This is a genomic window from Mycolicibacterium grossiae (genome assembly GCF_008329645.1).
Lineage (GTDB): Bacteria > Actinomycetota > Actinomycetes > Mycobacteriales > Mycobacteriaceae > Mycobacterium > Mycobacterium grossiae.
Genome location: NZ_CP043474.1, coordinates 2,185,148 through 2,208,741 on the forward strand (window position 1 = coordinate 2,185,148; position 23,594 = coordinate 2,208,741).

Here is a 23,594-nt window from a genome sequence, read left to right on the forward strand (position 1 = left end):
AGATCAGTCGACGCACGGGATCCCGGTGCCGGACGTCACCGCGTCGGTGGCGGGCGTCGGCGAGGACGGGCGCGCCGGTGCCCCGGCGACCGGCGGCGCGTAGCCCGGACCGAGCGTCACCACCACGTGGCCGGCCGGGATGCGGTCGTCGGAACTCACCGAGTCGATGCCGACGAGGTCACCGATCGTGGTGGCGTCCTGGCCCGTGCCGGGCCCGTAGACGATGGCCGTCGTCGACGAGTCGTCGGGAAGTGCCGAACGCGTCTCTCCGCCGACGAATCCGCGAGCGGTCAGCAGCGCGGAGGTGCGTCCGGCGAGGCCCTCGACCGAGGACGCATTGATGACGTCGACGGTCGTCGTCGCGGGCGCCGTCGGGCCGTCGGGCGGTGCGGCAGCCGAAGTCGCGGCTCTGATCTGGCTCTTGATGGCAGCGGCGTCGACGATGTTGACGTCGCTGCCGTCGATCTCGTCGTACCGCAGCACGGGCAACGTGTGGTACTCGATGGCGCGGGTGCGCGCGATGTCGCCGATGCGGGCGAACATCGCCGTGTCCCATCCGGCGGAGAGCACGACGTTGCGGCGCACCACGTCGAGCAGGGGACCCAGCTTGGCGAGGTCGGCGAAGGTGCCCGCGCGGTTCAGGTCGTCGAGCACCGACACCAGGAATGCCTGCTGGCGGTGGGTGCGGTCGATGTCGCCCTTGGTCAGGCCATGGCGTTGCCGCACGAAGGCCAGTGTCTGTGCGGCGTCGAGGCGTTGGCGCCCGGCGGGGAAGTCGGCGCCCGAGTAATCGTCCTGGACGGGTGCGTTCAAGCAGACGTCGACGCCGCCGAGTGCCGCGGCGAGGTCGTAGAAGCCGGCGAGGTTCACCTCGGCGAAGTAGTCGGGTGTCACTCCGGTGAGGTCGCGGACGGCGGCCAACGTGGCAGTGCGCCCGGCCTCCCGGCCGCGGCGTTCGAGATCGGCCCGGTCGGTGTCGCCGGCCGCGACGAGTCGTTCCTCGGCGTCTGCCTTGGCCAGGCCGTACGCCTCCTTGATCTTGATGTGACCGTAGCCGGGGACGTCGCTCACGGCCACGTAGTCGTCGCGCGGGATCGAGAAGGCCACGACTCGGTCGTCGGCGTTCACGTGCACCAGCAGCAGCGTGTTGGTGTTGTAGCCGCCGCTCTCGGAATCGCCGGCGTGCAACTGGTTCAGGATCGCCGGCGGCAGGTCGTTGCCGTCGAGGTCTCGACGTGAGTCGAGCCCGATCAGCAGGACGTCGATAGGTCCGTCGGCGTGCGGGTGCGCCGTGGTTCCGAGAGCCTGGGACACCCGGAGGTCGCCGAGCATGCTGCGGCCGGTCCACCACAGCGTGCCCGAAACCGCCACGACCACGGCCGAGGCGAGGGCGAGGACGGGGCGCAGGATGCGACGGGATGCGTTGTGGCCGTGACCTGGCGGGCGGCGCGTCGGCGCTCGGTGCGACGTCATGCGGGGAGCCTCCGGTTGATCGCCAGGCCACCGGCCGCCGCGAGGATGGCCAGCACCGTCGCGCCACGCAGCCAGCGCGTGCCGTCGGGCACCCGGACGGTCTGATAGCCGATCTCGTCGGTGATGCCGTTGTAGTCCCGCGCCAGCGACGCCGTGTCATCGGCGTCATAGGACCGGCCGCCGGACAGTGCGGCGATCTGCCGCATCGAGGCGGCGTCGACGGGAACCGGGGTGCTGTGGTCGTCGACGACGACGTGACCGTCCGGCGTGCCGATGCTGATGGTGGACACCGGGACGTGGCGTTGCGCGGCGAGTCGGGCCGCGGTGTAGGCGCCCTGGGGCGCGTCGAGATTGGTGGGGACGTTCTCCTCGCCGTCGGACAGCAGCACGATGCGGGCCGGCGGCGGTGGGGATCCCGTCTGCGCCCACACCGATCCGAGGGTGTCGATGGCCGACAGGGCGGCGAAGATGCCCTGCCCGGTGGCGGTGTGGTCACCGGTCGACAGCGCATCGAGTGCCCGGGTCGTCGCGTCGTGACGGGGGGTCGGCGAGACGACGACGTCGGCGTTGCCGGAGAACGCGACCAGGCCCAGGTTCACTCCGGCGCCAAGGTTGTCGGTGAATGTCGTCGCCGCTCGCTCGGCGGCCCGCAGCCGGGTCGGGGCGACGTCGGTGGCGTTCATCGATGGCGAGACGTCGATGACGAGCATCACGACGGCCAGGTCATGCGGGATGCGGCGGTCGCGTTCCGGTTCGGCCAGGGCCACGGTCAGTGCGACGAGCGCGGCGACGAAGGCGATCACCGGCAGGTGGCGCATCCGGGTCCGCGGGGCGGCGGGTGCGGCCGCCCCGACGAAGCGCCTCAGGCGGCGATGGGTGTGGCGTCGCACCGCGGCGTAGCTGGCGAGGACGAGGACGGGGACCACGACGAACACCGTCCATGCCGGGCTGGCGAAGTGCGCCGTCGCCCACGTCACCGGATTCGGCACGCGGATGCCTGGGGAGCCGCGCGGCCGGGGTTAGTTCCCGGCCTTCGGGGGGACGGCCTTGGTCGTCGCGGGCAGCGACGGTGGCGTGGTCGTCGTGGTGGCGGTGTCCCCGACGTTCATGGCGGCAGCCGACGGTTGCGTCCACGGGGCCGTACTGGCGGCGTGGCCGGAGCCGGTCAGGGCGATGCCGGGGGACGCGGCGTGGCCGGCGTCGTGCAGGCAGACGCCGACCAGGGCGGCGGCGGCCAGTGCGCTCGCCGCGAGCCGGACGAGCGACGACAGGGATGACGGACGCGTGATGCGGTGCATGACTCCATGAGACCGCCAATCAGTCAAACAGTCAAACGATCACTTGACCGATAGGTCGTGGATCGGCGGCGTCGTCTGACAACGAGTGCACGGGCGGCGGACAGCCGTGCCACAGCGAGTTCACCGACCATCGGGGTCGTGCACCGCCGATCAGGCGCGGCGACGCCGCGGCCTCTCGACCGCCGACTCGCCGCGTCGACCACGCACCCCGGCATGCAGCAGGTCGATGACGCTGGGGTCCTCGACGACGTACACGCGACGCTTGCCGTCGCGCTGATCGCGTACCAGCCCCGCCAGTTTCAGCTTGTTGAGGTGATGACTCACGGTGGCGAGGCTCTGTCCAGTCTCCTCGGCCAGGGTGCCGACGTCGCGGGCGTCCTGGGCCAGCAGCCAGAGGATGTGGACCCGCACCGGCGTCGCCAGCATGGCGAACATCCCGGCGACGTCCTGCAGCAAGCGGGCATCGGGAACGTCGTCGTCCGACCGTCGACTCCTGCTCACCGACATCACTCGCCCTTCTCGCGTCGACCCCAGTGTGCGACGTCGTCGCCGCCGGCGCACGTCCCGCACCGCGGTGCGCGGTGAGCGGCTCGGCGCGGGCGGTCTCCGGGTCACCGTCCGCCGACGAGCGTTTCCGGGCGCTGGCGCTGTCCACCGATTTCGCACTCTACAAGCAGAACTCGTCGACACCCCGCGGCCTCACCGAGGACGAGGCGGCCGAACGACTCGCCCGGTTCGGCGAGAACCGCGCGCCCGACGGGGATGACGCGTCCCTGCGCGTCCGCGCCGTCGTGGCCGTCCGCAGTCCGTTCGTGGTGCTGCTCGCGGTGCTCGGCGCCGTCTTCGCGACTCTTGGCGATCTCCGCGGCACCGTCATCGTCGCGCTGGTGGTGCTCACGGCCGTCACCCTGCGCTGCTGGCACCACGGACGGTCGTCGCGGGCCGTCCGCGCACTCCGCGACCGTCAGCACCGTACGGCGACGGTCCGCCGGCGGTGGAGCGCCGACGCCCAGCCCGCTGCCCGCGAGGTGCCGCTCGAGGACGTCGTGCCCGGCGACGTCGTGATCCTCGAGGCGGGCGACCGGGTACCGGCGGACGTGCGGCTGGTGGCGGCGGTCGGGCTGTCGGTGGATCAGTCGGTGGTCAGCGGCGAGAGCCGGCCGGTGGACAAGCATCCCGGCGAGGACGACACCGCGCCGACGGTGCCGGCGTTGTCGCGGCTGTGCCTCGCGGGCAGTGCCGTCGTCACGGGGACGGGAACCGGGGTGGTGGTGGCGACCGGCGCGGCGACGTACGCGGCCACCGTGCGCCGCGAGGTGGCCGTGCTACCGCGTCGGTCGAGCATCGATCTCGGCGTCCACTCGGTGGTGTGGACGCTGGTGCGGGCCATGCTGGTGATGGCCGCCGTCGTATTCGTCGTGCGCGGCGCGATCGACGGCGGCTGGACGCAGGCGGCGGTGCTCGCGGTGGCGGTCGCAGTCGGGCTGACTCCGGAGATGTTGCCGGTCATCGTGTCGGCGGCGCTCGGCGTGGGTGCGTCCCGGTTGGCCCGCCGTGAGGTGATCGTCGCGCGACTGGACGCCATCGGCGACCTCGGCGCCATGGACGTGCTGTGCGTCGACAAGACCGGCACGCTTACCGAGGACCGCGTGGTGTTCGCGCAGGCGATGGATGCCGGTGGCCTGCCCGATGCCCTGCCTGCGCGGTACGCCGCCACCGCCGTGCGGCTGCGTCAGGAATGCCACGGCCGGTTCGACGATGCTATCGCCGCGGCGGCGGACGGGCTGGTTCGGCATCCCGACGGCTACGGGCACGTCGACGAGGTGCCGTTCGCGCATCACCGCCGACGCGCCAGTGTCATCGTGCGCGAGCCGGGTGGCCGGGACCGGTTGATCTGCCACGGTGATCCCGACGTGCTGTTGGAGCGCTGCACGGCGCTGCGGACGGCCGGTGCAGTGACGGCGCTGACCGCCGAGCGACGGGCCGAGGCGCTGGCAGTCGTCGCCCGGGCCCACGCCGCGGGGCGTCAGGTGCTGGCGGTCGCGGTGCGCGCGACGGCGCCCCGCGTCGCCCGGTACGACGCCGACGACGAACGGGACATGGTGCTCGTCGGTTTCATCACCCTCGTCGACCCGGTGCGCACCGATGCGCCGGACGTGCTGGCCGAACTCGGCGGTCTCGGGGTGTCGGTGCGGATGCTCACGGGGGACGCACGCGCGGTCGCGGTGGACGTCGGACGCTGCGTCGGCATGCCCGTGGCGGGTGCGCTGTGCGGCCGGGACCTGGACCGCATGGCGGACGACGAACTCGGCGCCGCGGTCGAATCGGTGGCGGTGTACGCCGAACTCACCCCCGCACACAAGCGGCGGATCGTCGACGCGCTGCGTGCCCGCGGCCTGGTCGTCGGGTTCCTCGGCGACGGTGTCAACGACATCGCGGCGCTGCGCGCGGCGGACGCCGGCATCGCCGCCGACACGGCGGGCGAGGCGGTGAAGGACGTCGCGGACGTCGTGCTGGTGCGCCCCAGCCTCGCCGTGCTCGCCGAGGCGGTGCGCGAGGGGCGTCGGACGCTGGTCACGGTGATGACGTACGTGAAGATCACGGCGAGTTCGAACCTCGGCAACGCGATGTCGATCGTCGCGGCCGGCGTGCTGCTGCCCTTCGTCCCGATCTTGCCGGTGCAGCTGCTGGTGCAGAACCTGCTCTACGACGGTGCGCAGCTCGCCCTGGCCTGGGATCGGGTTGGCGATCACCGCATTCGCGCGCCGCGGCGGTTCCGGCCGGACGGGCTGCTGCGGTTCATGGTCACCTTCGGCGCGCTCAGCTCGGTCTTCGACGTGGTGACGTTCGTGGTGCTGTGGCGGATGTTCGGTGGTGCGCACGATGCGGTGGCGTTCCGCACCGGGTGGTTCCTCGAGGGCCTGCTGTCTCAGCTGCTGGTGGTGCAGGTGCTGCGGCGCGGCGCGGGTGCCGGCCGCGCGCGGCGGCCGGCCGGCGTCGTGGTACTGGCCGCCGGCCTCGCTGCGGTGGTCGGGTGTCTGCTGCCGCTGAGCCCGCTGGCGAACCCGTTGCGCATGCAGCCCATCAGCCTCGGGTACGTGGGCGTCCTCGTCGGCATCCTGCTCGCGTACGGCGCGACCGCCGCGCTGGTGCTGCGCCTCTACCGGGAGCCCGCGTGACACCACGGACAGCCCACTGCGGTGGGGCCGCGCCGTGCGCGATCCCACCGCAGTGGTTCTCGAGGATCAGAGCAGGCCCAGCAGCTCCAGGTCGGTGACGTACTTGACGATCACCGGGGCGGACAGGTGCGGAATGTCCTTGTCCGGGCCGATCTTCGCCTCCTGCACGGCCGCGCGGAAGTGGTCCGCGGGCGCCAGCGACCCGTTCACCGGGTGCTCGGGACGCTGGTAGTTGTGCAGCAGCGGGATCAACGACGCCTGGCGCTGCTTCTCCGGCAGCGCACGCAGCGCCGTGGAGAACCGGTCCAGCCACTGGTCGTATCCGGGCACCCGGGTGATCGGGTAGCCGGCGTCGACGAGCCAGTCGACGAACGTGTCCATGCTGATGCCGTCGTCGTACGGGTTCATCACGTGGTAGGTCTCGAAGCCCTCGGTCACGTTGGCGCCCAGGGTGGAGATCGCGTCGGCGATGAACTCGACCGGCAGGCCGTCGTAGTGCGCCCGCTGCCGGCTGCCGCCGGCGTCCAACTCGTAGAACGAGTTCGGCGCGATGCCCGTCGCGACCAGCGAGAGCATCATGCGGGTGAACATGTCCGGCACGTTGAGCTGTCCGGCGTAGGTGGTGTCCGCCATGATCATGTCGCAGCGGAACACCGAGGCCGGCAGGCCGTAGTGCTCGTTGGCCTCGCGCAGCAGGACCTCACCGGCCCACTTGCTGTTGCCGTAGCCGTTGGCGTAGCCGTCGTTGACTGGGCGGGTGGCGCTCATCTGCCGGACGTCGGTCTCCTCGACGAAGGTGCCCGGCGTGATGCTGTCGCCGACGCCGATGGTCGAGACGTAGACGAAGGGCTTGATCCGCGTGGTCAGCGCGATGCGGATCAGCTCGGCGGTGCCGACGACGTTGGGGCCGAACAGCTGGCTGTAGGGCAGTACGTGGTTCACCAGGGCGGCCGGGTCGACGATGAGGTCGACGGTGTCGGCCAGCCGCTGCCAGTCCTGCTGCGACTGGCCGAGATTGGCCTCTCCCTTGTCGCCGGCGAGCACCTCGAGGTGGTCGGCCGCCAGCTCCCGGTAGTGCGCCAGCAGCGTCGGGTCGCCGCTGTCGAACGTGGCGTCCAGCCGGGCGCGGGCAGCGTCGTCGTCCTTCGCACGGACCAGGGCGATGACCTTGCCGTCGACCAGGTCCATCCGCTCCAGCCACTGCAGCGCCAGGTAGCGGCCGAGGAAGCCGGTCGCGCCGGTGAGCAGCACGGTGCGGACCTCGCGGGCCGGGCCGGGCAGCGACGGTGCGGCCGCCAGCGTGGCCTCGTCGAGGAACTTGTCTAGCGTCAGCTCGGAGGCGTGCACCTCGGTGGCGTCGCGGCCGTGCACGGCGTCATAGGTGGGCCGCTTGGACCCGCCGCCGAGCTGCGCCTCGACGTAGGCGGCGATCGACGCGAGGTCGCTGGCCGGGCTGACGATCACGCCGACCGGCACGTCGACGGCGAAGATGTCGTTGAGCAGGTTCGCGAACGTCAACGCGGACAACGAGTCTCCGCCCAGATCGGTGAACTGGGCGTCACCGGCGAGGTCGGTCGACGCGGCGCCGAGCAGCGCGCCCGCGGCCTTGGCGACGGTCTCGAGCACCGGGCGGTTGGCGCCGTCGGCGCGCAGCTCGCGCAGCACGTCGGCCTGGCCGTCGGCGAGGTCGATGTAGAGCTGCTCGAGTTCCGGTCCGTAGCGCGCCTTGAGCTGCGGCCGGGCCAGCTTGCGGATGCCGGTCAGCAGACCGTTCTCCAGCGTGAACGGCGTCGTCTCCACCAGGAAGTCACGGGGGATCTCGAACGACTGCAGGCCGGCCTCGCGAGCGATGCTCTGCAGCGCCTCGGCCAGCACCGGCTTGACGGCCTCGACGTCGCCACCTACCGACGCGAGTGCGTCGTCGGTCGGGACGATGACGGCCAGCACGTAGGAGCGAGCGCTGTTGCCGTGCACGAAGATCTGCCGAATGGCGGGGTGTCCGCCGTAGGCCGCCTCGAGCTTGGAGACGGTGACGAACTCGCCCTGGGACAGCTTGAGCACGTTGTTGCGGCGGTCGACGTAGGTGAGCTGATCGGGTCCGATCTCGGCCATGACGTCGCCGGTGTGGTACCAGCCCTCGTCGTCGAACAGCTCGGCGGTGATCTCGGGGCGCTTGTAGTAGCCGGGGATCAGGTCGCGCGACTTGAGGTACAGCTCGCCGCGGGGGTACGGCCGGTCGGTGGCGTAGTAGCCGAGTTCGGGGACGTCGACGAGCTTGTAGTCCAGCACCGGCGGGCGGCGCAGGGTGTCGTCGACGAGGACGACGCCGTCCTCGGTGGAGCCGTAGCCGTTGATGAGGTGGATGTCGAGGAAGTCCTCGGCCCAGGCGCGCAGCTCGGGGGAGATGGGCGCGGAACCCGTCATCGCCGAGAACTGCCGTCCGCCGAGCATCTTCTCGCGCTGCTCGGCGAGCACCTGCTGCTCGACCTCGTCGCGGTCCGCGCCGTCGGTCAGGCGGCGGTCGACCATGCTCTGGATCTCCTGGAACAGCATCTCCCAGATGCGGGGGACCAGGTCGAGCTTGGTGGGACGTACCAGGGCGAGGTCGTCGAGCAGCGTGGAGAGGTCGCTCTTGGCGGCGAAGTAGGCGGTGCCGCCCGCGCCGAGCGAGGAGTAGAGGATGACGCGGCCCATGACGTGGCTGATCGGCATGAAGTTGAACGTGATCGCAGGCAGCTTGCCCTCGGTGTCCCACTCGGGGGCGAACCAGCCGCGCCAGCAGTTGGCCATCAGCCGGTCGGTGTACATGGCGCCCTTGGGGGTGCCGGTGCTGCCCGAGGTGTAGATGAGCAGGCGCAGGTCGTCGTCGTGGCTGCGGACGATCTCCGGGCCGTCGGTGTGCTTGGGGCCGGCGGCGATGACGTCGGCGAGCGCCTCGACGGTGACCTGCTTCTCGGCTAGGCGGGCGTTGGCGGCCTCGACGGCCTCGCGGTGGTCGGTGACCTGCGGGTGGTAGTCGAAGACGATGACGCGCTGCGGCGCGTAGGCGGTGAGCGCGAGTTCGACGGCGTCGGCGAGGTGGTCGACGCTGGAGAGGATCACGACGGGCTCGGTCTCGACGAGGATCGGGTGCAGCTGCGCGACGGGGGCGCTGGTCTGCAGGGGGACCGCGACGGCGCCGGCGATGGACAGCGCCATGTCGACGATCGCGTAGTCGGGGCTGTTGAAGCCGAGCGTGGCGACGCGGTCGCCGGGCTGGACGGGGTTGCCGGCGAGTGAGTCGGCGAGCGCCTTGATGCGGGTCCAGGTCTGGCCGTAGGTGATGGTGTCGAAGCGGGGCTGGTACTCGACGACCGTGCGGCCGTCGGCGTCGGTGACGAACTCGACCGCGCGCTGGCCGAGGGCCGGGCGGTCGGCGTAGCGGGTCATGACGGTTCGGATGACGTCGGCGAGGACGGTGTCCTCGGCGTTGAGGGCGGCGGTGACTTCAGCGTCGGGTGCAGCGGCGATGAGTTGCGCGTCGCCAGAGGTCAATCGCTGGAAGCGGTCCTGAAGTCGCGCCTCGCGATCAGTGGCGGGAGCTGACATGTGATGTCTCCTCTGACAATCGATATTCAGTTCGGGTGCAGTGAGCACGACGCTGTGCCCTACTCATCGAAAGTAAGATAGAGAACCTATGTATTCCTGTGAGTCTGCTGTCAGCGCAGGCTCACCGACGGCGGCGACGGTGCCGTCGGCAACGCGCGGAGGCCGCGCCCACGCGACGCCGACCCCCTCACCAGGGCCGGACGCGGGCACTCGTCGAACCCGGCAAACACCGACGGGAGGCGTTCCCGAGCACCGATCGCCCGGGTGACGTTGCTCACCGCACCGGTCGGCGGCTACGCCGGCCGCGGCTCGCTCACCGCGTCGGAGGCGAAGGCCTCCTTGATCTCCTTGGGGCCGAACGGCCAGGTGCGCTCGGTCCGGGCGTAGACGAGGAACGCGACGCACCCGATGGCGACCCAGCCCAGCGACAGGCCGATCGACAGCCACGTCGCCGAGAAGTAGACGTAGACCCAGCCGAGGCCCGCGACGATCGTCGGCACCGGGTAGAGCCACTGCCGGTACGGGCGCACCAGGTTCGGCTGCCGGCGCCGCAGCACGACGATCGCGGCGACCTGGGCCAGCGACTGGATGATGAGCAGCGTCGCGACGGCGGCGTTGATGATGGTCGTCAACGTGAACAGCGAGCCGATGATCGTGATGACGCCCATGGCCAGGACGCCGTAGGTGGGCAGGTGCAGCCGGGGATGCAGGCGGCCGAAGACGGGCAGGAAGACCTTGTCGAGCGCGGCCTCGTACGGCACGCGCGACCCGCCGAGCAGTCCGGCGAACACCGAGCCGACGGCCGCGACGACGATCAGGCCGGTGATGATCTGCGCGGCGGTCGAGCCCCACGCCTGTTCCAGCACCGTCGAGGCGACCGACGTCGCGGTCTTGAGTTCCTCGAGCGGGATCGAGCCGAGCACGCCGATCTGCAGCAGGAAGTACAGGCTCATGATGCCGAGGATCGCGGCGACGATGGACCGCGGGATCGTGCGGCCGGGGTTGCGCATCTCGCCGCCGAGGTAGGCGGTGGTGTTGTAGCCGAGGTAGTCGTAGACGGCGATGATGAGGCCGGCGCCGAGCCCGGCCCAGAAGGTGCCGTGGCCGCCGAAGGCGCCGGGGGTGAACGCGAACGCCTGCGCGGCGCTGAAGTGGCTGAAGGCGGCGACGATCGTGCTGAGCACCGCGACGAGCATCACCACGAACAGCACCGTGGTGAGCTTGCCGATCTGACCGATCTTGCGGAACAGCGCCACCATGATCAGCAGTGTGATGCCGACGCCGATCACCTTGCCCAGCGCGGTGTTTCCCGACGCGTCGGTGACGCCGGGGATCAAATAGCCGAGGTACTGGACCAGGCCGATGATGCCGGTGCTCATGATGAGCGGGATGAACAGCACCGCGCTCCACACGAAGAGGAACGGCATCAGCCGGCCGGTGCGGTACTGGAACGCCTCGCGCAGGTAGATGTAGGTGCCGCCGGCGCCGGGCATCGCGGCGCCGAGTTCGGCCCAGATGAGGCCGTCGGCGAGGGACAGGATTGCCCCGATGATCCAGCCGAACATCGCCTCGGGCCCGCCGATGGTGGCGACCATGGCGGGGATCGTGACGAACGGACCGATGCCGCACATCTGCGTCATGTTGATCGCGGTGGCCTGCAGGGGGCCGATCTGTCGTTCGAGCGTGGGCTGCGCGGACGCGTCGGCACCGGTCGAGGGTGAAGTCACGGCGCACCTCCTCCGAAGTTTCGTTTGTTAGGAAAGTTTCTTAACATACTCGGCGCGAGTGTGCGAGAGTTCGGACGACGAGGTCCGCGGGCGAAAGCGACGGGAGGTGACGGTGGACGGTCGTGCGGCACCCCAGGCCGGCACCCCGGCGAACATGCGTGCGCTCAACCAGCGTCTCGTCCTGGACCGGCTGCGCGAGCACGGCAACGCCACGCGTCCCGAGATCGCGGCGAGCACCGGCCTGTCGAAACCCACGGTGGGGCAAGCGCTCCTGGACCTCGAGCAGCACGGCCTGGTGCAGTCGGTCGGACGGCGTGCCGACCGCCCGGGGCGCGCGGCCGTTGTCTACCGTTCCGCGCCGGAGGCGGGCCACATCGTCGGCGTCGACATCGGCCGTCGGGTGCTGCGCGTCGCGGTCGCCGACCTCGACGGGACCGTCGTGTCCCGGGTCGAGCAACCCAACCGCAGCCGCTCGGGGACGATGCTGGTCCGGCTCGTCGGCGAGGCCGTCGGCCGCGCCGTCGCCGAAGCGGGCCTCGACGCCGCTGACATCGTGGTGACCGTGCTGGGCACCCCCGGCATCCCGGACCTTGCAACCGGCAGCGTGCACCGCTCGCCGAACCTGCCCGGCTGGGAACGGCGCGGCCTGCTCGGCGAGCTGACTGCGCTGCTCGGTGCGAACGGGTCGACGGTGCTCGTGGAGAACGACGCGAACCTGTGCGCGGTCGGCGAGCACGCCGGAGGTGCCGCCCAGGGAGTCGACGTGGTGGCGTGCCTGACCGTCGGTACCGGCATCGGCATGGGGATCCTGGTGAGCGGCAGGCTGTTCCGAGGGGCTCATGGCGCGGCGGGGGAGATCGCCGACCTGCCCTACGGCCGAGTGCCTGCAGGTGTCACGGCGCACCGTCCCGGCCCGGTGGAGGTGGTGGCCGCCGGCGACGCGGTGGTGGCGGCCGCGCGCGTGGCGGGACTGGACCTGCCGACGGCCAAGGCGGTCTTCGACGCGGCGCGCGCCGGCGACACCCGTGCGGCCCAGGTGGTCGCCGACGAGGCGTCCACGCTGGCGCGGGTGGTCGCCGTGGTGACCGCCGTGCTCGATCCCGGGCTGATCGTGTTGGCCGGGGGCATCGGCCGCAACGTCGACCTGCTCGCCGAGCCCATGCGCCGCGAACTCGCCGAGACCATCCCGTTGGTTCCCGACGTCGTGGGTGGGCATCTAGGGGATGACGCCGTGCTCGTCGGGGCCATCGCCACCGCCATGGGCACGGCGTGGGATCTGGTGTTCGACCGCCGCGTGCTGGGCCGCTCGGCCGGCGACGCCTGAGCCGCCGTAGGAGAGGAAGAGGACCTTGGACGTCATCATCGAGCCCGACGACGCCGCGTGCGGCGTCACCGTCGCCGAGGTCTTCGACCGCGCCGTCCGGTCGGGAGCCCGGACGCTGGGGTTGGCGACGGGGTCGTCGCCGCTGTCGGTGTACGGCGAGCTGATCCGCCGCCACCGCGAGGAGGGCCTGAGCTTCGCCGACGTCCAGGCGTTCCTGCTCGACGAGTACGTCGGGCTGCCGCCCGAGCACAACCAGTCGTACGCGTACTTCATCCGGACCCGGTTCAGCGAGCTCGTCGACATCGATTCCGCGCGGGTGCACGGTCCGGACGGTGTCGCTGACGATGTGTTCGCCGCCGCCGACCGCTATGACGCCGCGATCGCCGAGTCCGGGCCGATCGACGTGCAGCTGCTGGGCATCGGCGTGAATGGGCACATCGGATTCAACGAGCCGGGCTCCTCGCTGGGCTCGCGGACGCGGGTGACGACGCTGACCGAGCAGACCCGCCAGGACAACGCGCGATTCTTTGACAGCATCGACGAGGTGCCGCGGCACGTCATCACCCAGGGGCTGGGCACCATTAGCTCGGCCCGCCACCTGGTGCTCATCGCGACCGGCCAGCACAAGGCGGCCGCGGTCGCCGCGGCGGTCGAAGGGCCGCTGACGGCGAGCTGCCCGGCCTCGGTGCTGCAGCTGCACCCGCGCGTCACCGTCGTGGTCGACGAAGCGGCCGCGGTCCGGCTGGAGAACGCGGATTTCTACCGGTACACCCAGGAGTACAAGCCGACGCGGGGCTAGTTCTTCGCTCTCGCTGGTCACCACCTTCTCACTCGTCTTGTGTAGCGTGGCACCGAAGCAATTGGCTTGCGCTGCCGCGACTTCGGCGTCGTCGCAGGTCGCCCGCGTCGGGGGCGGGTTTATTACGGTCGGATGGGGAACACCATCATGATCAGCGCGATGTGGCGTGTGTGAGTGCCGTCACGAACGAGTGAAGGGAAGGACTATGGGCTCCCCGGGTGTCGACTCGCGTCTGGGTTCGCGGTTCGGTCCCTACGAGCTTCAGGCCGTCATCGGGATCGGCGGGATGGGCGAGGTGTACCGCGCCTACGACACGGTGCGCGAACGGGTCGTGGCGCTGAAGCTGCTGCGGCCCGACGTCGCGGCTGACCCAACCTTCCGCGACCGCTTCCGCCGCGAGTCGCGCATCGCCGCGCGGCTGCACGATCCGCACGTGATCCCCGTGCACGACTTCGGCGAGATCGACGGTGTGCTCTACATCGACATGCGCCTGGTCGAGGGCGCGAGCCTCAAGGACGAACTGCGCAACCACGGGACGCTGCCGCACGGGCGGACGGTGTCGATCATCGGCCAGGTGGCAGCGGCGCTCGACGCCGCGCACGCCAACCGGCTGGTGCACCGCGACATCAAGCCGGAGAACGTGCTGCTGACGCCAGACGACTTCGCCTACCTCGTCGACTTCGGCATCGCGTACGGCGGTGGCGAGGCGTCGGTGACGAAGACCGGGCTGGTGATCGGGTCGTGTGCCTACATGGCGCCCGAGCGGCTGAACGGTGAGCCCGGCGGTCCGGCGTCGGACGTCTATTCGCTCACCTGCATGCTCTACGAATGCCTGACCGGGCGCGCGCCGTTCGAGGCGGGCGACCTGCGGCAGGTGATGAGCGCGCACCTGTTCTCGGTGCCGCCGCGGCCGAGCATCATGCGCCGCGGCGTGCCCCCGGCGTTCGACGACGTGATCGCCAAGGGGATGGCGAAGGATCCCCGGGGCAGGTACGCCTCGGCGGGGGAGCTGGCGCGCGCAGCGGGTGGCGCCGCGTCCGGACGGGTGGCGGCACCGCCGCCTCCGGTCGTGCCACCGCCGAGCGGGCCGCCCCGGACGCGTCAGTTCGCGGCGAGTGACCAGCGGGCGTACGTGTCGCAGCCGTCGCTGCCGCTGCCGCCCCCGCACGCCGCGCCGCCGAAGAAGGGTCTGACCCGCACGCAGAAGGCGCTGCTGCTGAGCACGTTCGCGATGTTCGCCCTGGCGGCCGTGCTGGCCGCGGTGATCGTGACGACCGGCGGCGGGTCGAGCGAGTCGGCGCCGCGCACCCCGCTGGCAGTCCCGCCGACGACGTCCGCGGAGGAGGCGACGCCGAGTACGTCCGACTCCGAAACTGCCACGTCCTCGACGACGTCTTCCCGCACCTCCACCACCACGTCGACGTCCACCTCGGCGAGCGCGTCAACGATCTCCGGGGTGTCCGGCGCGGACGCGCAAGGCTTCGTCGGCCATTCGGCGCGCTGCGACGCCGGCAGCGAGCCCGCAGCGATGATCCGGACGGCGAACTCGCTGGCGATCATCTGCCAGACGGGGCCGTCGAGCTACTACTACCGCGGCGAACGGCTGAGCGACGGCGCGCAGTTGGTGCTGCAGAACGCGGTGCCCGCCGGTGGCGGCTTCGACGCGGTCAACCCGGCCGACGGCTCGCGCTACCAGGTCCGGCCCGACATGCTGACGATCTCGAGCAGCCGGGGGTCGGAGGCGGATCCTGCGTTGGAGTACGGGGCGCGGTAGGTCGCCGCGCCGAAAGAAGTGTCATCGAGGGTGGTGACGTTCTCGCATACTCGTAGATGCGACGTGCCGTAGTGGGGGGCGGTCGCCTAGTCGGACGAACGCGAGCGGGGGCGAGCATGCTGGTCGATCCGGACGTACTGCGCGCCTTCGCCGGCCAGGTCGACGTCGCTGCTCGAGAGATCGGCGCAGGCGGGGTGGCCGAGAAGCTCTCGTCGGCCGGCGACGCCCTGCCGGGGTCGACGACGCAATGGGCGGCGCACACGGTAGGCGAGCACTTCACTCACGTGCTGGAACAGTTGTCACAGAACGTCGTGAAGATGGGGACGGCCGTCCGAGGTGCCGGAGACGCCTACGAAGTGGCCGACGACGCGCTGGCAGGACAGTTCGACGGGCTCTTCTGACCGATGTTGCCGTCTCGGACGACTCTGCAGAGCTGGAACCCCGATGCGTTGTCCGCATCCGCTTGGGCCGTGAGCGCTGCGGCCGAGTTGGTTTCTGATGCGGTGCGCGGGATCGACACCGCGTGCCAACGGATGCCGGAGACGCGAGCGTGGTCCGGTCGTTCGCACGACGCGGCGAGCGCGATGTTCGGCCGCGCCAACGCCGACGCGTCGAAGGTTGCCGAGTATGCCGAAGCGATTGCAGCAGCACTGCGCGAGGGTGCGTCGGCTCTCGGGCAGTTCCGGCCGCGCTGCTGGTGAAGGCAGATCAGGTCGACGCCGGCCCGCTCACCGTCAGCGACCAGTGGGCGGTTCTCATCGATCCGCTGCGGATGTCCGCGGACGTTCTCGCGCGATTGCAGAAGCTGGCGGCCGAGGAGCAGAGCGAGATCAACACGCTGCTGACCGCCGTCGGCGATACCGACCAGAATCTGGCGAACGCCGTTGCTGCGGCCGGTCAACACTTCGGCTTTGTGGAAGCGGAGCCGTCCGGGGACCCCTTCGCGATTCCGACGGCGGCCGGACGGCCGCGCGACCAGGTCCCCGACCCACGAGACCCGATCGGACTGCTCGACCAACAGGCTCTGCGCAACGGCGACATGGCGATCTCGGTGCGCGAGGTCATCGAGTCGGAGAACTCGTACGGCGAAGAGGTGACGACAGTGGTCATGCAGGACGGCAGCAAGCAGGTGATCACGAAGAGGGACCCGTTCGACTGGCCCAGCAAGCAGAACTTCATCTCCGTCGAGCAGTACGACGAGGACGGCAACGAGATCTCCGAGTCCAGCTCGTGGCATGACCTCGGAACCGACTGCGACTACACGTCCGTCACGTGGCCGGACGGGTCGAACTTCACGATGTCGATGGACCCGACGGGGTACCGCACCGCCGGGTTCACGACGGCCGGCGGGCGACATCGATCGGTTCCGGTGGAGTTGATCGACAACATGTCGCTGGGAGCTGGATCGGCATTGTCGGGCCTCGAGAAGCACGTGGCCAACGGGGGTAGCCTGCCGATGTTGACGGATGAGACGGTTGAAAAGGTCGGGAGAGCAGCCAAATTCGGTGGGCCGGCCCTCGGCGTCGCGACGACCGTGTTCGACATGGTGATGGCGGAGTCGGGCCGGGACGCGTGCATCGCCGCATTCGGTGGTGTCGGCGGCGGAGCTGGGGGATGGTCGGGTGCCGAGGGAGGTGCCGCGATGGGCACCACCTTCCTTCCGCTGGCTCCGGTCACCGTTCCGGCCTTCGCGGCGGGCGGGGCCCTGATCGGCGGATACGGCTTCGGCGAGTTGGGCAAGAAGCTCGGGGATGTCTTGTGTCCGTACTGAGGATGCCGGAGCCGCCTGGATGGGCGCGGGCTGAGCGCCGGGTCCTGCTCGCTACGGTCGCCGGGCTGTGCCTCTCCGTCCCCCCGGAGGTCTACGCGGTGTGTCTAATGGTCCGCGGAAGTTATCCGACTGCCATCATGCTCTTTGGATTCGGATTGTTCCCGTTGATCGTTGTCGTGGCTCTGCAATTCGTCCACCGAGGTTGGACGACGCTCCGAGCAGAACATGCGTCCACGGGCACGGTGATGTTGCTGGACCGCTGGGTGGCAGGGACCTTCGTCTTCGGACTGGGGGTCGGCGCCGCGACGATGCTGGCGATGGCGGTCGCCATCCGTTTCGGGACCTTGGATCTGCCCATGTCGCGAGGGCAAGCCATCTGGGCCTTCTGCCTGACGGTCTTCGCGGGACTATTCAACTTGGCAGCGTTGTACACGCTGTGGCAACGCGGGGGTGTGGCGTACGTCGAGTTGGCGCCGGATGGGGTCGAGATGGCGAATGTCGTAAAGACCGAGTTCGTTCGGTGGGACGAGGTCGTAGAGGTGACGGACAGGACCGAAGAGCAGAAGACCATCAGGGCGGTCGTGCTCCGCTTGCGGGAGGGCGACGAGAAGGTTCTCGACGGCTTGGACTTCTACGTCCCCGGCGGGGCGACGCTGTACTGGATGGTTCGCCACTACTGGTCGCATCCGGAGGACCGGTCCGAGTTGGTCGATGGCCGAGCGATGGAACGACTGCGCAACGGTCAGTTCGAGACGGCTTAGGGCTGCCCCAAACCGGCTGGGCGTTACGAGCCGCCGGTCGCGGCGTCGATGGCCTGGAACTCCTCGTCGGTGAGTTCGATGCCCGCGGCGGCGACGTTGGGTTCGAGGTGGTCGACGCGTGAGGTGCCGGGAATCGGCACGATGACGGGCGAACGCTTGAGCAGCCAGGCCAGCGCGAGCTGCGACGGGCTGGCGCCGTGGTCGGAAGCCAGCAAGCCAAGCGGGCCGTCGGTGTCGGCGAGCGGGCCCGCCGCCAACGGAAACCACGGGATGAACGCGATGCCCTGCTTCTCGGCTTCGTCGAGCAGCGGTTCGGCGGTGCGGGTTGTGAGGTTGTAGAGGTTCTGCACCGAGACGATCGGCGCGACCTTCTGGGCGGCCGCGAGTTGGTCGACGTCGACTTCGGAGAGTCCGATGTGCCGAATCTTGCCTTCTTCCAGCAGCTTCGCCAGCTCGCCGACCTGGTCCTCGAGAGGGAAGTTGGGGTCGACGCGGTGCAGCTGATGCAGGTCAATGCGGTCGACGCCGAGCCGCCGCAGACTCATCTCGACCTCCTGCCGCAGATAGCTCGGGTTGCCGAGCGGCACCCAGACGTCTGGCCCGGTACGCAGGAGCCCCGCCTTGGTCGCGATGACGAGGTCGTCGGCGTAGGGGTGCAGGGCTTCGCGGATCAGCTCCTCGGCGACGTAGGGGCCGTAGGAGTCGGCGGTGTCGATGAAGTTAACGCCCAGTTCGACGGCGCGCCGCAGCACACGGATCGCTTCATCGCGGTCGTCCGGCGGACCCCACACGCCCTTGCCAGTAAGCCGCATCGACCCGAAACCGAGCCGGTTGACGGTCAGGTCGCCGATGGTGATGGTCCCAGCGGCTGCCGCGGTCGTCGTGTCCGTCATGGTGCTCCGATCGTCGTGGGGTGTGTCCACGTCGAGCCTTGCACCGGTGGAGATAGCTGTCGAGAGTTGAAGTGGACGTGAATGGATCGGATGCGAAGGCACCGGCCTCGACGCGCGAAGCCGGCGCCGCCGCCGCGGCGTTCATGCAACATACGGACGTACGCGGCGCCGGTCGGGGCGAGTTTCTCGATTTTCGAGCTGTCCGAGCATCGCAAGCCTGCGATGTCCAATGCCCTCGGTGATCGACGGCGCGATGAGAAACGGTGTGACACAGGCGCTGCTGGGCGTTGACTCCGGCCGCGAGCCGGGTGCGCACGGGCCCGGTTCCATGACGCACCTCGGTATAGACAACCCCGAAGAATACGGATCTATACCGACGACCCGGAGTCGCCGCGGCTGTCCAAAGCGAACGAGCGATGTCACGCCGGCATCAGCTTGAAGGCGGCCATCTTTCCATCCGCCGGTAGAGTCCGCGAACGCCCATAACTGGGCTGAAGCGTCGATCGCCGAACGGTTCGTCGCGGGGATGCGAAACACGACGTTGTCGACCCGACTCTTTACGCTCATGGCTGTGGATCACGACGCGATCACCGCGGTCGGGGCGGACACGCCTGGTCCTGCCCTTCCTCGGCCACTTCTTCGTCGAGGGCAATCGAGGAGCGTGCTCGGCCGGTGCTGTCGCCGACGCCCTGGATGACCACGTTTGTGCGCTCACGCCGACGAGGTTTGATACCCGAAGGTCCCGCGCGCATACCCGGAGGGCTGGGCGGCCAGCGACGCCGGATACCTGCGGCGCTTATACCCGCCTGGTGACGAAGAGGCGGCACCGGCCTTCGAGAAGGTCTACGCCTGGATACTGGGCCTGCAGGGCTGGTCACTCGTCGGCACCGAATTTCGATTGCACACCGTCATCAACTGCTGCGCCAGATCGTGAACGGCACGGAGGTGAACCCGAGGTTCGGTTGGCAGAATGCACCGCTGCCGGGCCGAACTCCACGCCGAGATCGCCGCTTAGGATCCGGCGATGTGCCGATGCTTCACGCGACCGGAGTGCGGGACCGCTACCAGCAGCTGTCATCGACCGCGCGGAAACTGTTCTCGGACTTCCGGGAAGTCGAGGAGGACTTCGAGCTGCTGGACCGGGCGGCCCGGGAGAAGGTCGCCGCTTGAGAAGACTTTAAGGGTGACCGCACCACCGGTTCGCCCATCTTGCTGTTTGTAAGCGGAACCGAGAATTCTGTGTACGGCGACGGTCCGCCGTACATAATCTTGGGCCCGGCGGACTACGTGTCACATGAGGGGAGCAGCCGATCGCTACGGACACCGTCACCTGGCGACTGCCGAGGCCGATGCCGGCAGAGGTGTACCTGGGTACGCAAAGTGACTGTGGCGTAGACAAGCAAGAAGAGCAGCCCTCCGGGCCCACCTGCCATTGAGTGTCACAATTCGACGTTCTCCGTTGGTGCGATGCAGGCAAACAACTATCGAGCGATCAATTACACGAGAACCGTTGCCGTGCAGAACAGTTCGGAGGTGCGTGGCGAGCCAGCCCTCGCGGATCGTTGGCTCACTGGCCATTGCGGCTCAATGCGATCACGTTGTGAATCCGGTGATTGTGAGTATCGCGGAAACAATGTTCTCCCGAAGCGCTGGCTCGTCGGTACCGCCCAGCGTATCGAGTGCAGATGGGACGTCCAGGCCGAAACCACGAATGTGTGCGAGGCCTGAGCCGGCCGTGCGGTTGACACGAAGTCCAGGACCGTCTGTCATCCTGGTCGACGGGTAGATCAGGCCGGCGCGTGCATGCTCAGCATCTGTACTTAACGCGTATGCGTAGAGGAAGGTTTGGTATATGTCGGCGGGGCTGAACTTCTTCGTGCTGTACAGCTTGTACTTGATGTCGATGGGCACTGTTCTGCCACTGTCAATCTCGACGATGACCAGATCCGGCCGGATTCGGGTGTAACTATGTCCGTTGACGTCATCTGTAGCGACCGAGCCAAATGACTCCTGCGCAGACACCCGTAGTCCGCTGCCTGTCAATGAATCGGCAACCAGGCGTGAGACAAATCGTTCAAATACGACATTCATATTCAGCATGAATGCTGATGCCGACCCAGACGACTGGCTGAAGAGATCGGTGAGGGCCAATCCGTCCAATACCAGCGTTGCGAGCGCATGGGCAGACCGATATCGATCGTTGCGGCGCCCATACTGAATCCTGCGGCGATACCAGGCTGTGTCGCGAGCGGATGGCTCACATGCCCCGGCCAACATATGGGTTAGAACATGAGTCTCAGACTTCAACTCTGGATCGCGGATCCGCCTCGATGCAGCTGATAGCGCCGCGGCCAGTAGCTGGTTTTCGGGGATATCGCCGTCATACTCATCGAACTGACATTCAAGTCTGTGAAAACTCCCGTACCGCTGGAGAAATTGTTCGCGTATTCGCAGGCGGCCGCGCATGACTACCAAGGCGTCATCGACGCTGCGGTAGTCACGGATCAGCCCGTCTCGAATCAGCGTTTGGGTCTCCTGTACGAGGAGCATGACGATCAGTTCGAAGAGATCTGAACCGTGTGCGGGCAACCTACGCTCGATGGGCAGCTGCGCCAAAAGTCGCACGCCTCCGGAGTATTCCAGCATTCTCAGGACTCGGAGTGGATCACCGACGAGCTTAGGTACGACTCGGATCTCTAGGTTCGTGAACCGAACAACTCCGATCCAGGACGATGCTGCAATATCTACGAAGCCGCCGGCAAGCCAGCGCACTGTGATCCGAGCATCCAAATCGCCCCGAGGTGCGAGGCGTTCAGCTAGTGCCAGATCGTCGGGCGATGGTGCAGCTGTTCGAACCCTCCGAGACTCGTACTCCACAAGTTCAACGGTCTCGAACACCACTAGGCCGATGCTGATCCGAATTTGACCGCCAACTCGGCACAGAGTGCGTCAGCGTCGCTGGCGATTTCAGCTATCCGCTGAGCCTCTGCATCGATCACTCCGCCAAGTAGATCGGCCAGAGCTCGATAGTCGTCGTAGAGGTACTCTTGCAGTAGCGGCAACAACTCATATCGGAACATCGACGCGAATTGTTCTGGTGTGTCGACGACCTGGCCGTCCTGGTAGAACATCGAGTGGCCGATCTGCTTCTCCCTGCCGAAGCGCTTTCGCACTTCGTTGTTCAGTCCGTCGAGGAAAGCATCGAGTGCTAGCGCGCCGACCGTTGTGCCCTCTAAAAGGTCGCTGTTGGGCATGAGTTCGATGAATTGGAACCGCCGCCGCAATGCCGTATCCAACAGGTGGATGCTGCGGTCGGCGGTGTTCATGGTCCCGATGATGAGAACATTTTCGGGAACCGAGAATTGATCCCCGCTTTGAGGTAGCTGTACGGTCAGGCCGCGTTTGTCCTTTTCGATCAGGGTGATGAGTTCGCCAAAAATCTTGGGGATATTGCCACGGTTGAGCTCGTCGATCAGCACGATGTACCGGTTCTTTAGATCAGACCTAGCGGCTTCGCATACTTTCTTGAATGTGCCGTCTGTAAGGACGAGTTGCATAGTGCCGTTGTCTGATTGCTGCGGACGGAAACCTTCGATGAAGTCTTCGTAGGAGTAGGAGGGATGGAAGGTCACTCTGGTTAGCCGGGCCGCCGTAGTTCGCCCGGCGGGTGTCCTGCTAAGCGCTGCTCGGCGCGCGGCGATTTCGTGTTCGTCGCCTAGCATCGCGTTTGCGGTTTCGCTTTCTTTGCCGCCTTCGAGTAGCCAGATCGCTGCGCGATCAGCAAGGTATGTCTTACCGGTCCCAGGTGGACCAAAGAGCACGACCTGGCCGCGCCGCCGGAGAGCATCCTCGATGTCAACGTATTGCTGATCAGATTCGACAGGCTTAGTGACGACTCTTGTGCCCAAAATCTGTCGAGACAGGGTGGCGGGCACTTTGGAGACTGTGGTGGTCGCCCAGGCTTTCACCGGGGCGATGGGGCCAGCCTTGGTGGTGTCCCAATCGACCCCGAGCGTGTGTCGAAACACTTCACGGTCGGTCCGCCAGACGTACCCGACGTCGTTGACGGTGCCAATGCCGAGAACTTCGGTGGTGCCGCGGTTTGCGATCACTCGATCGCCGGGTTGTAACTCCCTGAGTGTCCATAGTTCGTTGGCTTTGCGGCTGACTTGTTGTTCGACGCCGTTGTACGGGTAGTGATTCCGGAACTCGTCGCGGAATGTGTCTTTGCTCTCGAACTGGGACAGGTCGCCGACGTCGTCCCACCCAACACAGATGTAGCCATTGTTGTGACACTCATCCCAGAACTTGCCCAGTTCGCCAGGCGCAATCTTCACCACTCTGCTGGACTGGCGAGGGCTGTTCCAGTGATACAAAAAGAATCCCAGTTCCAGAGTAGACAGACCTGACAGTTCCGGGATTGAACGAAGGCTGTTCAATAATTGCAGATTTGCTCGGACAACCGATGCAGCAGGCGTATCTTGGCCAACCGCACGGAGGTGGTAGTCGATATCAGCCTTAGATGAGACGGGCACAAGATCATTCGGAAAGTAGGTGAACAGCAGCTTTGTCCGTAGCGCAGGAGCTCCAGTGAGGACCTTGATGTCGTCGGCATCTTCGTACTGGCCCTGAGTGGCGAGGTCGAGCATCTGAGCAAAGCCTTCACGAATGGCGTTCCACGCAGCCTCTACTGAATCGTATTCATTGGGGAAGTTCCACGATCCGTTCCTGGAACGGAACATCAAGTGCTTGTGGGCAGAGCCGCCTTTCATGCTTGGCGCGAGGCCGGGCTTGTACTCCATCCACCAGCAGACCGTGTCCTGAGTGTTTTGGCCAAGCGCGTAGTCGGCCAACGGCATCTCATGCCAGCTAGCAATGGGAAAGCGGTCCAAAAATTTTGTACGCAATCGTTCGGAGTCGGCTACGCGCTGTGCAACGGACTCACGGTTCCATGAGTTCAGCGCGTCGGCGATACTGGCGCGCACGTTCTTGTCAAGCAATGCAGCT

General features: G+C 67.8%; 16 protein-coding genes and 2 pseudogenes. 9 read left to right on the forward strand and 9 right to left on the reverse strand.

The features are described 5' to 3' along the window. Positions 1-3: 3 nt before the first annotated feature. The 4 genes from FZ046_RS10525 to FZ046_RS10540 all read right to left on the reverse strand — a co-directional run bounded on the left by FZ046_RS10525 (position 4) and on the right by FZ046_RS10540 (position 3,278). Positions 4-1,473 (reverse strand): LCP family protein, encoded by a 1,470-nt coding sequence (locus FZ046_RS10525; RefSeq protein ID WP_070351259.1) that lies wholly within the window; start codon positions 1,471-1,473, stop codon positions 4-6. Then, a complete protein-coding gene (locus FZ046_RS10530) occupies positions 1,470-2,462 on the reverse strand; it encodes a VWA domain-containing protein (protein ID WP_070351260.1) in 993 nt (330 codons plus the stop codon). The genes FZ046_RS10525 and FZ046_RS10530 overlap by 4 nt, the downstream gene beginning before the upstream one ends. A 30-nt stretch (positions 2,463-2,492) precedes the next feature. Then, positions 2,493-2,771, reverse strand: coding sequence for a hypothetical protein (locus FZ046_RS27380; protein ID WP_070351261.1), 279 nt, complete (start codon positions 2,769-2,771; stop codon positions 2,493-2,495). Between the two features lie 150 nt (positions 2,772-2,921). After that, a complete protein-coding gene (locus tag FZ046_RS10540; protein ID WP_083297950.1) occupies positions 2,922-3,278 on the reverse strand; it encodes an ArsR/SmtB family transcription factor in 357 nt (118 codons plus the stop codon). A 26-nt stretch (positions 3,279-3,304) separates the two neighbouring features. On the opposite strand from FZ046_RS10540, the gene mgtA reads away from it, so the two are divergent. After that, entirely contained in the window at positions 3,305-5,950 is a 2,646-nt protein-coding gene (gene mgtA, locus FZ046_RS10545; RefSeq protein ID WP_099045797.1) for a magnesium-translocating P-type ATPase, read from the forward strand. Between the two features lie 66 nt (positions 5,951-6,016). Here the strand turns inward: mgtA and car are convergent, their stop codons facing one another. After that, on the reverse strand, positions 6,017-9,538 hold the full coding sequence (car, locus tag FZ046_RS10550) for a carboxylic acid reductase (RefSeq protein WP_149484244.1): 3,522 nt from the start codon (positions 9,536-9,538) through the stop codon (positions 6,017-6,019). A 293-nt stretch (positions 9,539-9,831) separates the two neighbouring features. Then, positions 9,832-11,265 carry an APC family permease gene (locus FZ046_RS10555; protein ID WP_070351263.1) on the reverse strand — a complete coding sequence of 478 codons (1,434 nt, stop codon included), beginning with the start codon at positions 11,263-11,265 and terminating at the stop codon, positions 9,832-9,834. Positions 11,266-11,371: 106 nt separating this feature from the next. On the opposite strand from FZ046_RS10555, the gene FZ046_RS10560 reads away from it, so the two are divergent. The 6 genes from FZ046_RS10560 (at position 11,372) to FZ046_RS10585 (ending at position 17,694) form a co-directional block, all read left to right on the forward strand. Continuing rightward, complete coding sequence (locus FZ046_RS10560; protein WP_211372274.1) at positions 11,372-12,589, forward strand: ROK family transcriptional regulator; 1,218 nt, start codon at positions 11,372-11,374, stop codon at positions 12,587-12,589. Positions 12,590-12,614: 25 nt separating this feature from the next. Beyond that, positions 12,615-13,388, forward strand: coding sequence for a glucosamine-6-phosphate deaminase (nagB, locus tag FZ046_RS10565; protein ID WP_070351264.1), 774 nt, complete (start codon positions 12,615-12,617; stop codon positions 13,386-13,388). Positions 13,389-13,593: 205 nt separating this feature from the next. Then, the gene (locus tag FZ046_RS10570) at positions 13,594-15,162 is read left to right on the forward strand and encodes a serine/threonine-protein kinase (RefSeq protein ID WP_070351265.1); all 1,569 of its coding nucleotides are present in this window, start codon (positions 13,594-13,596) and stop codon (positions 15,160-15,162) included. 116 nt (positions 15,163-15,278) lie between these two features. Further along, on the forward strand, positions 15,279-15,563 hold the full coding sequence (locus FZ046_RS10575; protein WP_070351266.1) for a WXG100 family type VII secretion target: 285 nt from the start codon (positions 15,279-15,281) through the stop codon (positions 15,561-15,563). Positions 15,564-15,566: 3 nt separating this feature from the next. Further along, positions 15,567-15,863, forward strand: a complete 297-nt coding sequence (locus FZ046_RS28305; protein ID WP_407664457.1) for a WXG100 family type VII secretion target — start codon at positions 15,567-15,569, stop codon at positions 15,861-15,863. Positions 15,864-17,070: 1,207 nt separating this feature from the next. Further along, positions 17,071-17,694, forward strand: coding sequence for a PH domain-containing protein (locus tag FZ046_RS10585; RefSeq protein WP_125939647.1), 624 nt, complete (start codon positions 17,071-17,073; stop codon positions 17,692-17,694). A 23-nt stretch (positions 17,695-17,717) separates the two neighbouring features. Here FZ046_RS10585 and FZ046_RS10590 read toward each other — a convergent pair whose 3' ends face one another. Next, entirely contained in the window at positions 17,718-18,587 is an 870-nt protein-coding gene (locus FZ046_RS10590; protein WP_070351369.1) for an aldo/keto reductase, read from the reverse strand. Between the two features lie 569 nt (positions 18,588-19,156). Here FZ046_RS10590 and FZ046_RS28155 point away from each other — a divergent pair. Beyond that, positions 19,157-19,754 (forward strand): annotated as a pseudogene (locus FZ046_RS28155) (DUF3375 family protein); the annotation flags it as partial. A gap of 21 nt (positions 19,755-19,775) precedes the next feature. After that, positions 19,776-20,023, forward strand: a pseudogene (locus tag FZ046_RS28310) (hypothetical protein); the annotation flags it as partial. 157 nt (positions 20,024-20,180) lie between these two features. Here FZ046_RS28310 and FZ046_RS10600 read toward each other — a convergent pair. After that, a complete protein-coding gene (locus FZ046_RS10600; protein ID WP_170292419.1) occupies positions 20,181-21,488 on the reverse strand; it encodes an McrC family protein in 1,308 nt (435 codons plus the stop codon). Beyond that, positions 21,488-23,587: an McrB family protein gene (locus FZ046_RS10605; protein ID WP_125939648.1), complete on the reverse strand. Its 2,100-nt coding sequence runs from the start codon at positions 23,585-23,587 to the stop codon at positions 21,488-21,490. The genes FZ046_RS10600 and FZ046_RS10605 overlap by 1 nt, the downstream gene beginning before the upstream one ends. Positions 23,588-23,594 lie beyond the last annotated feature (7 nt).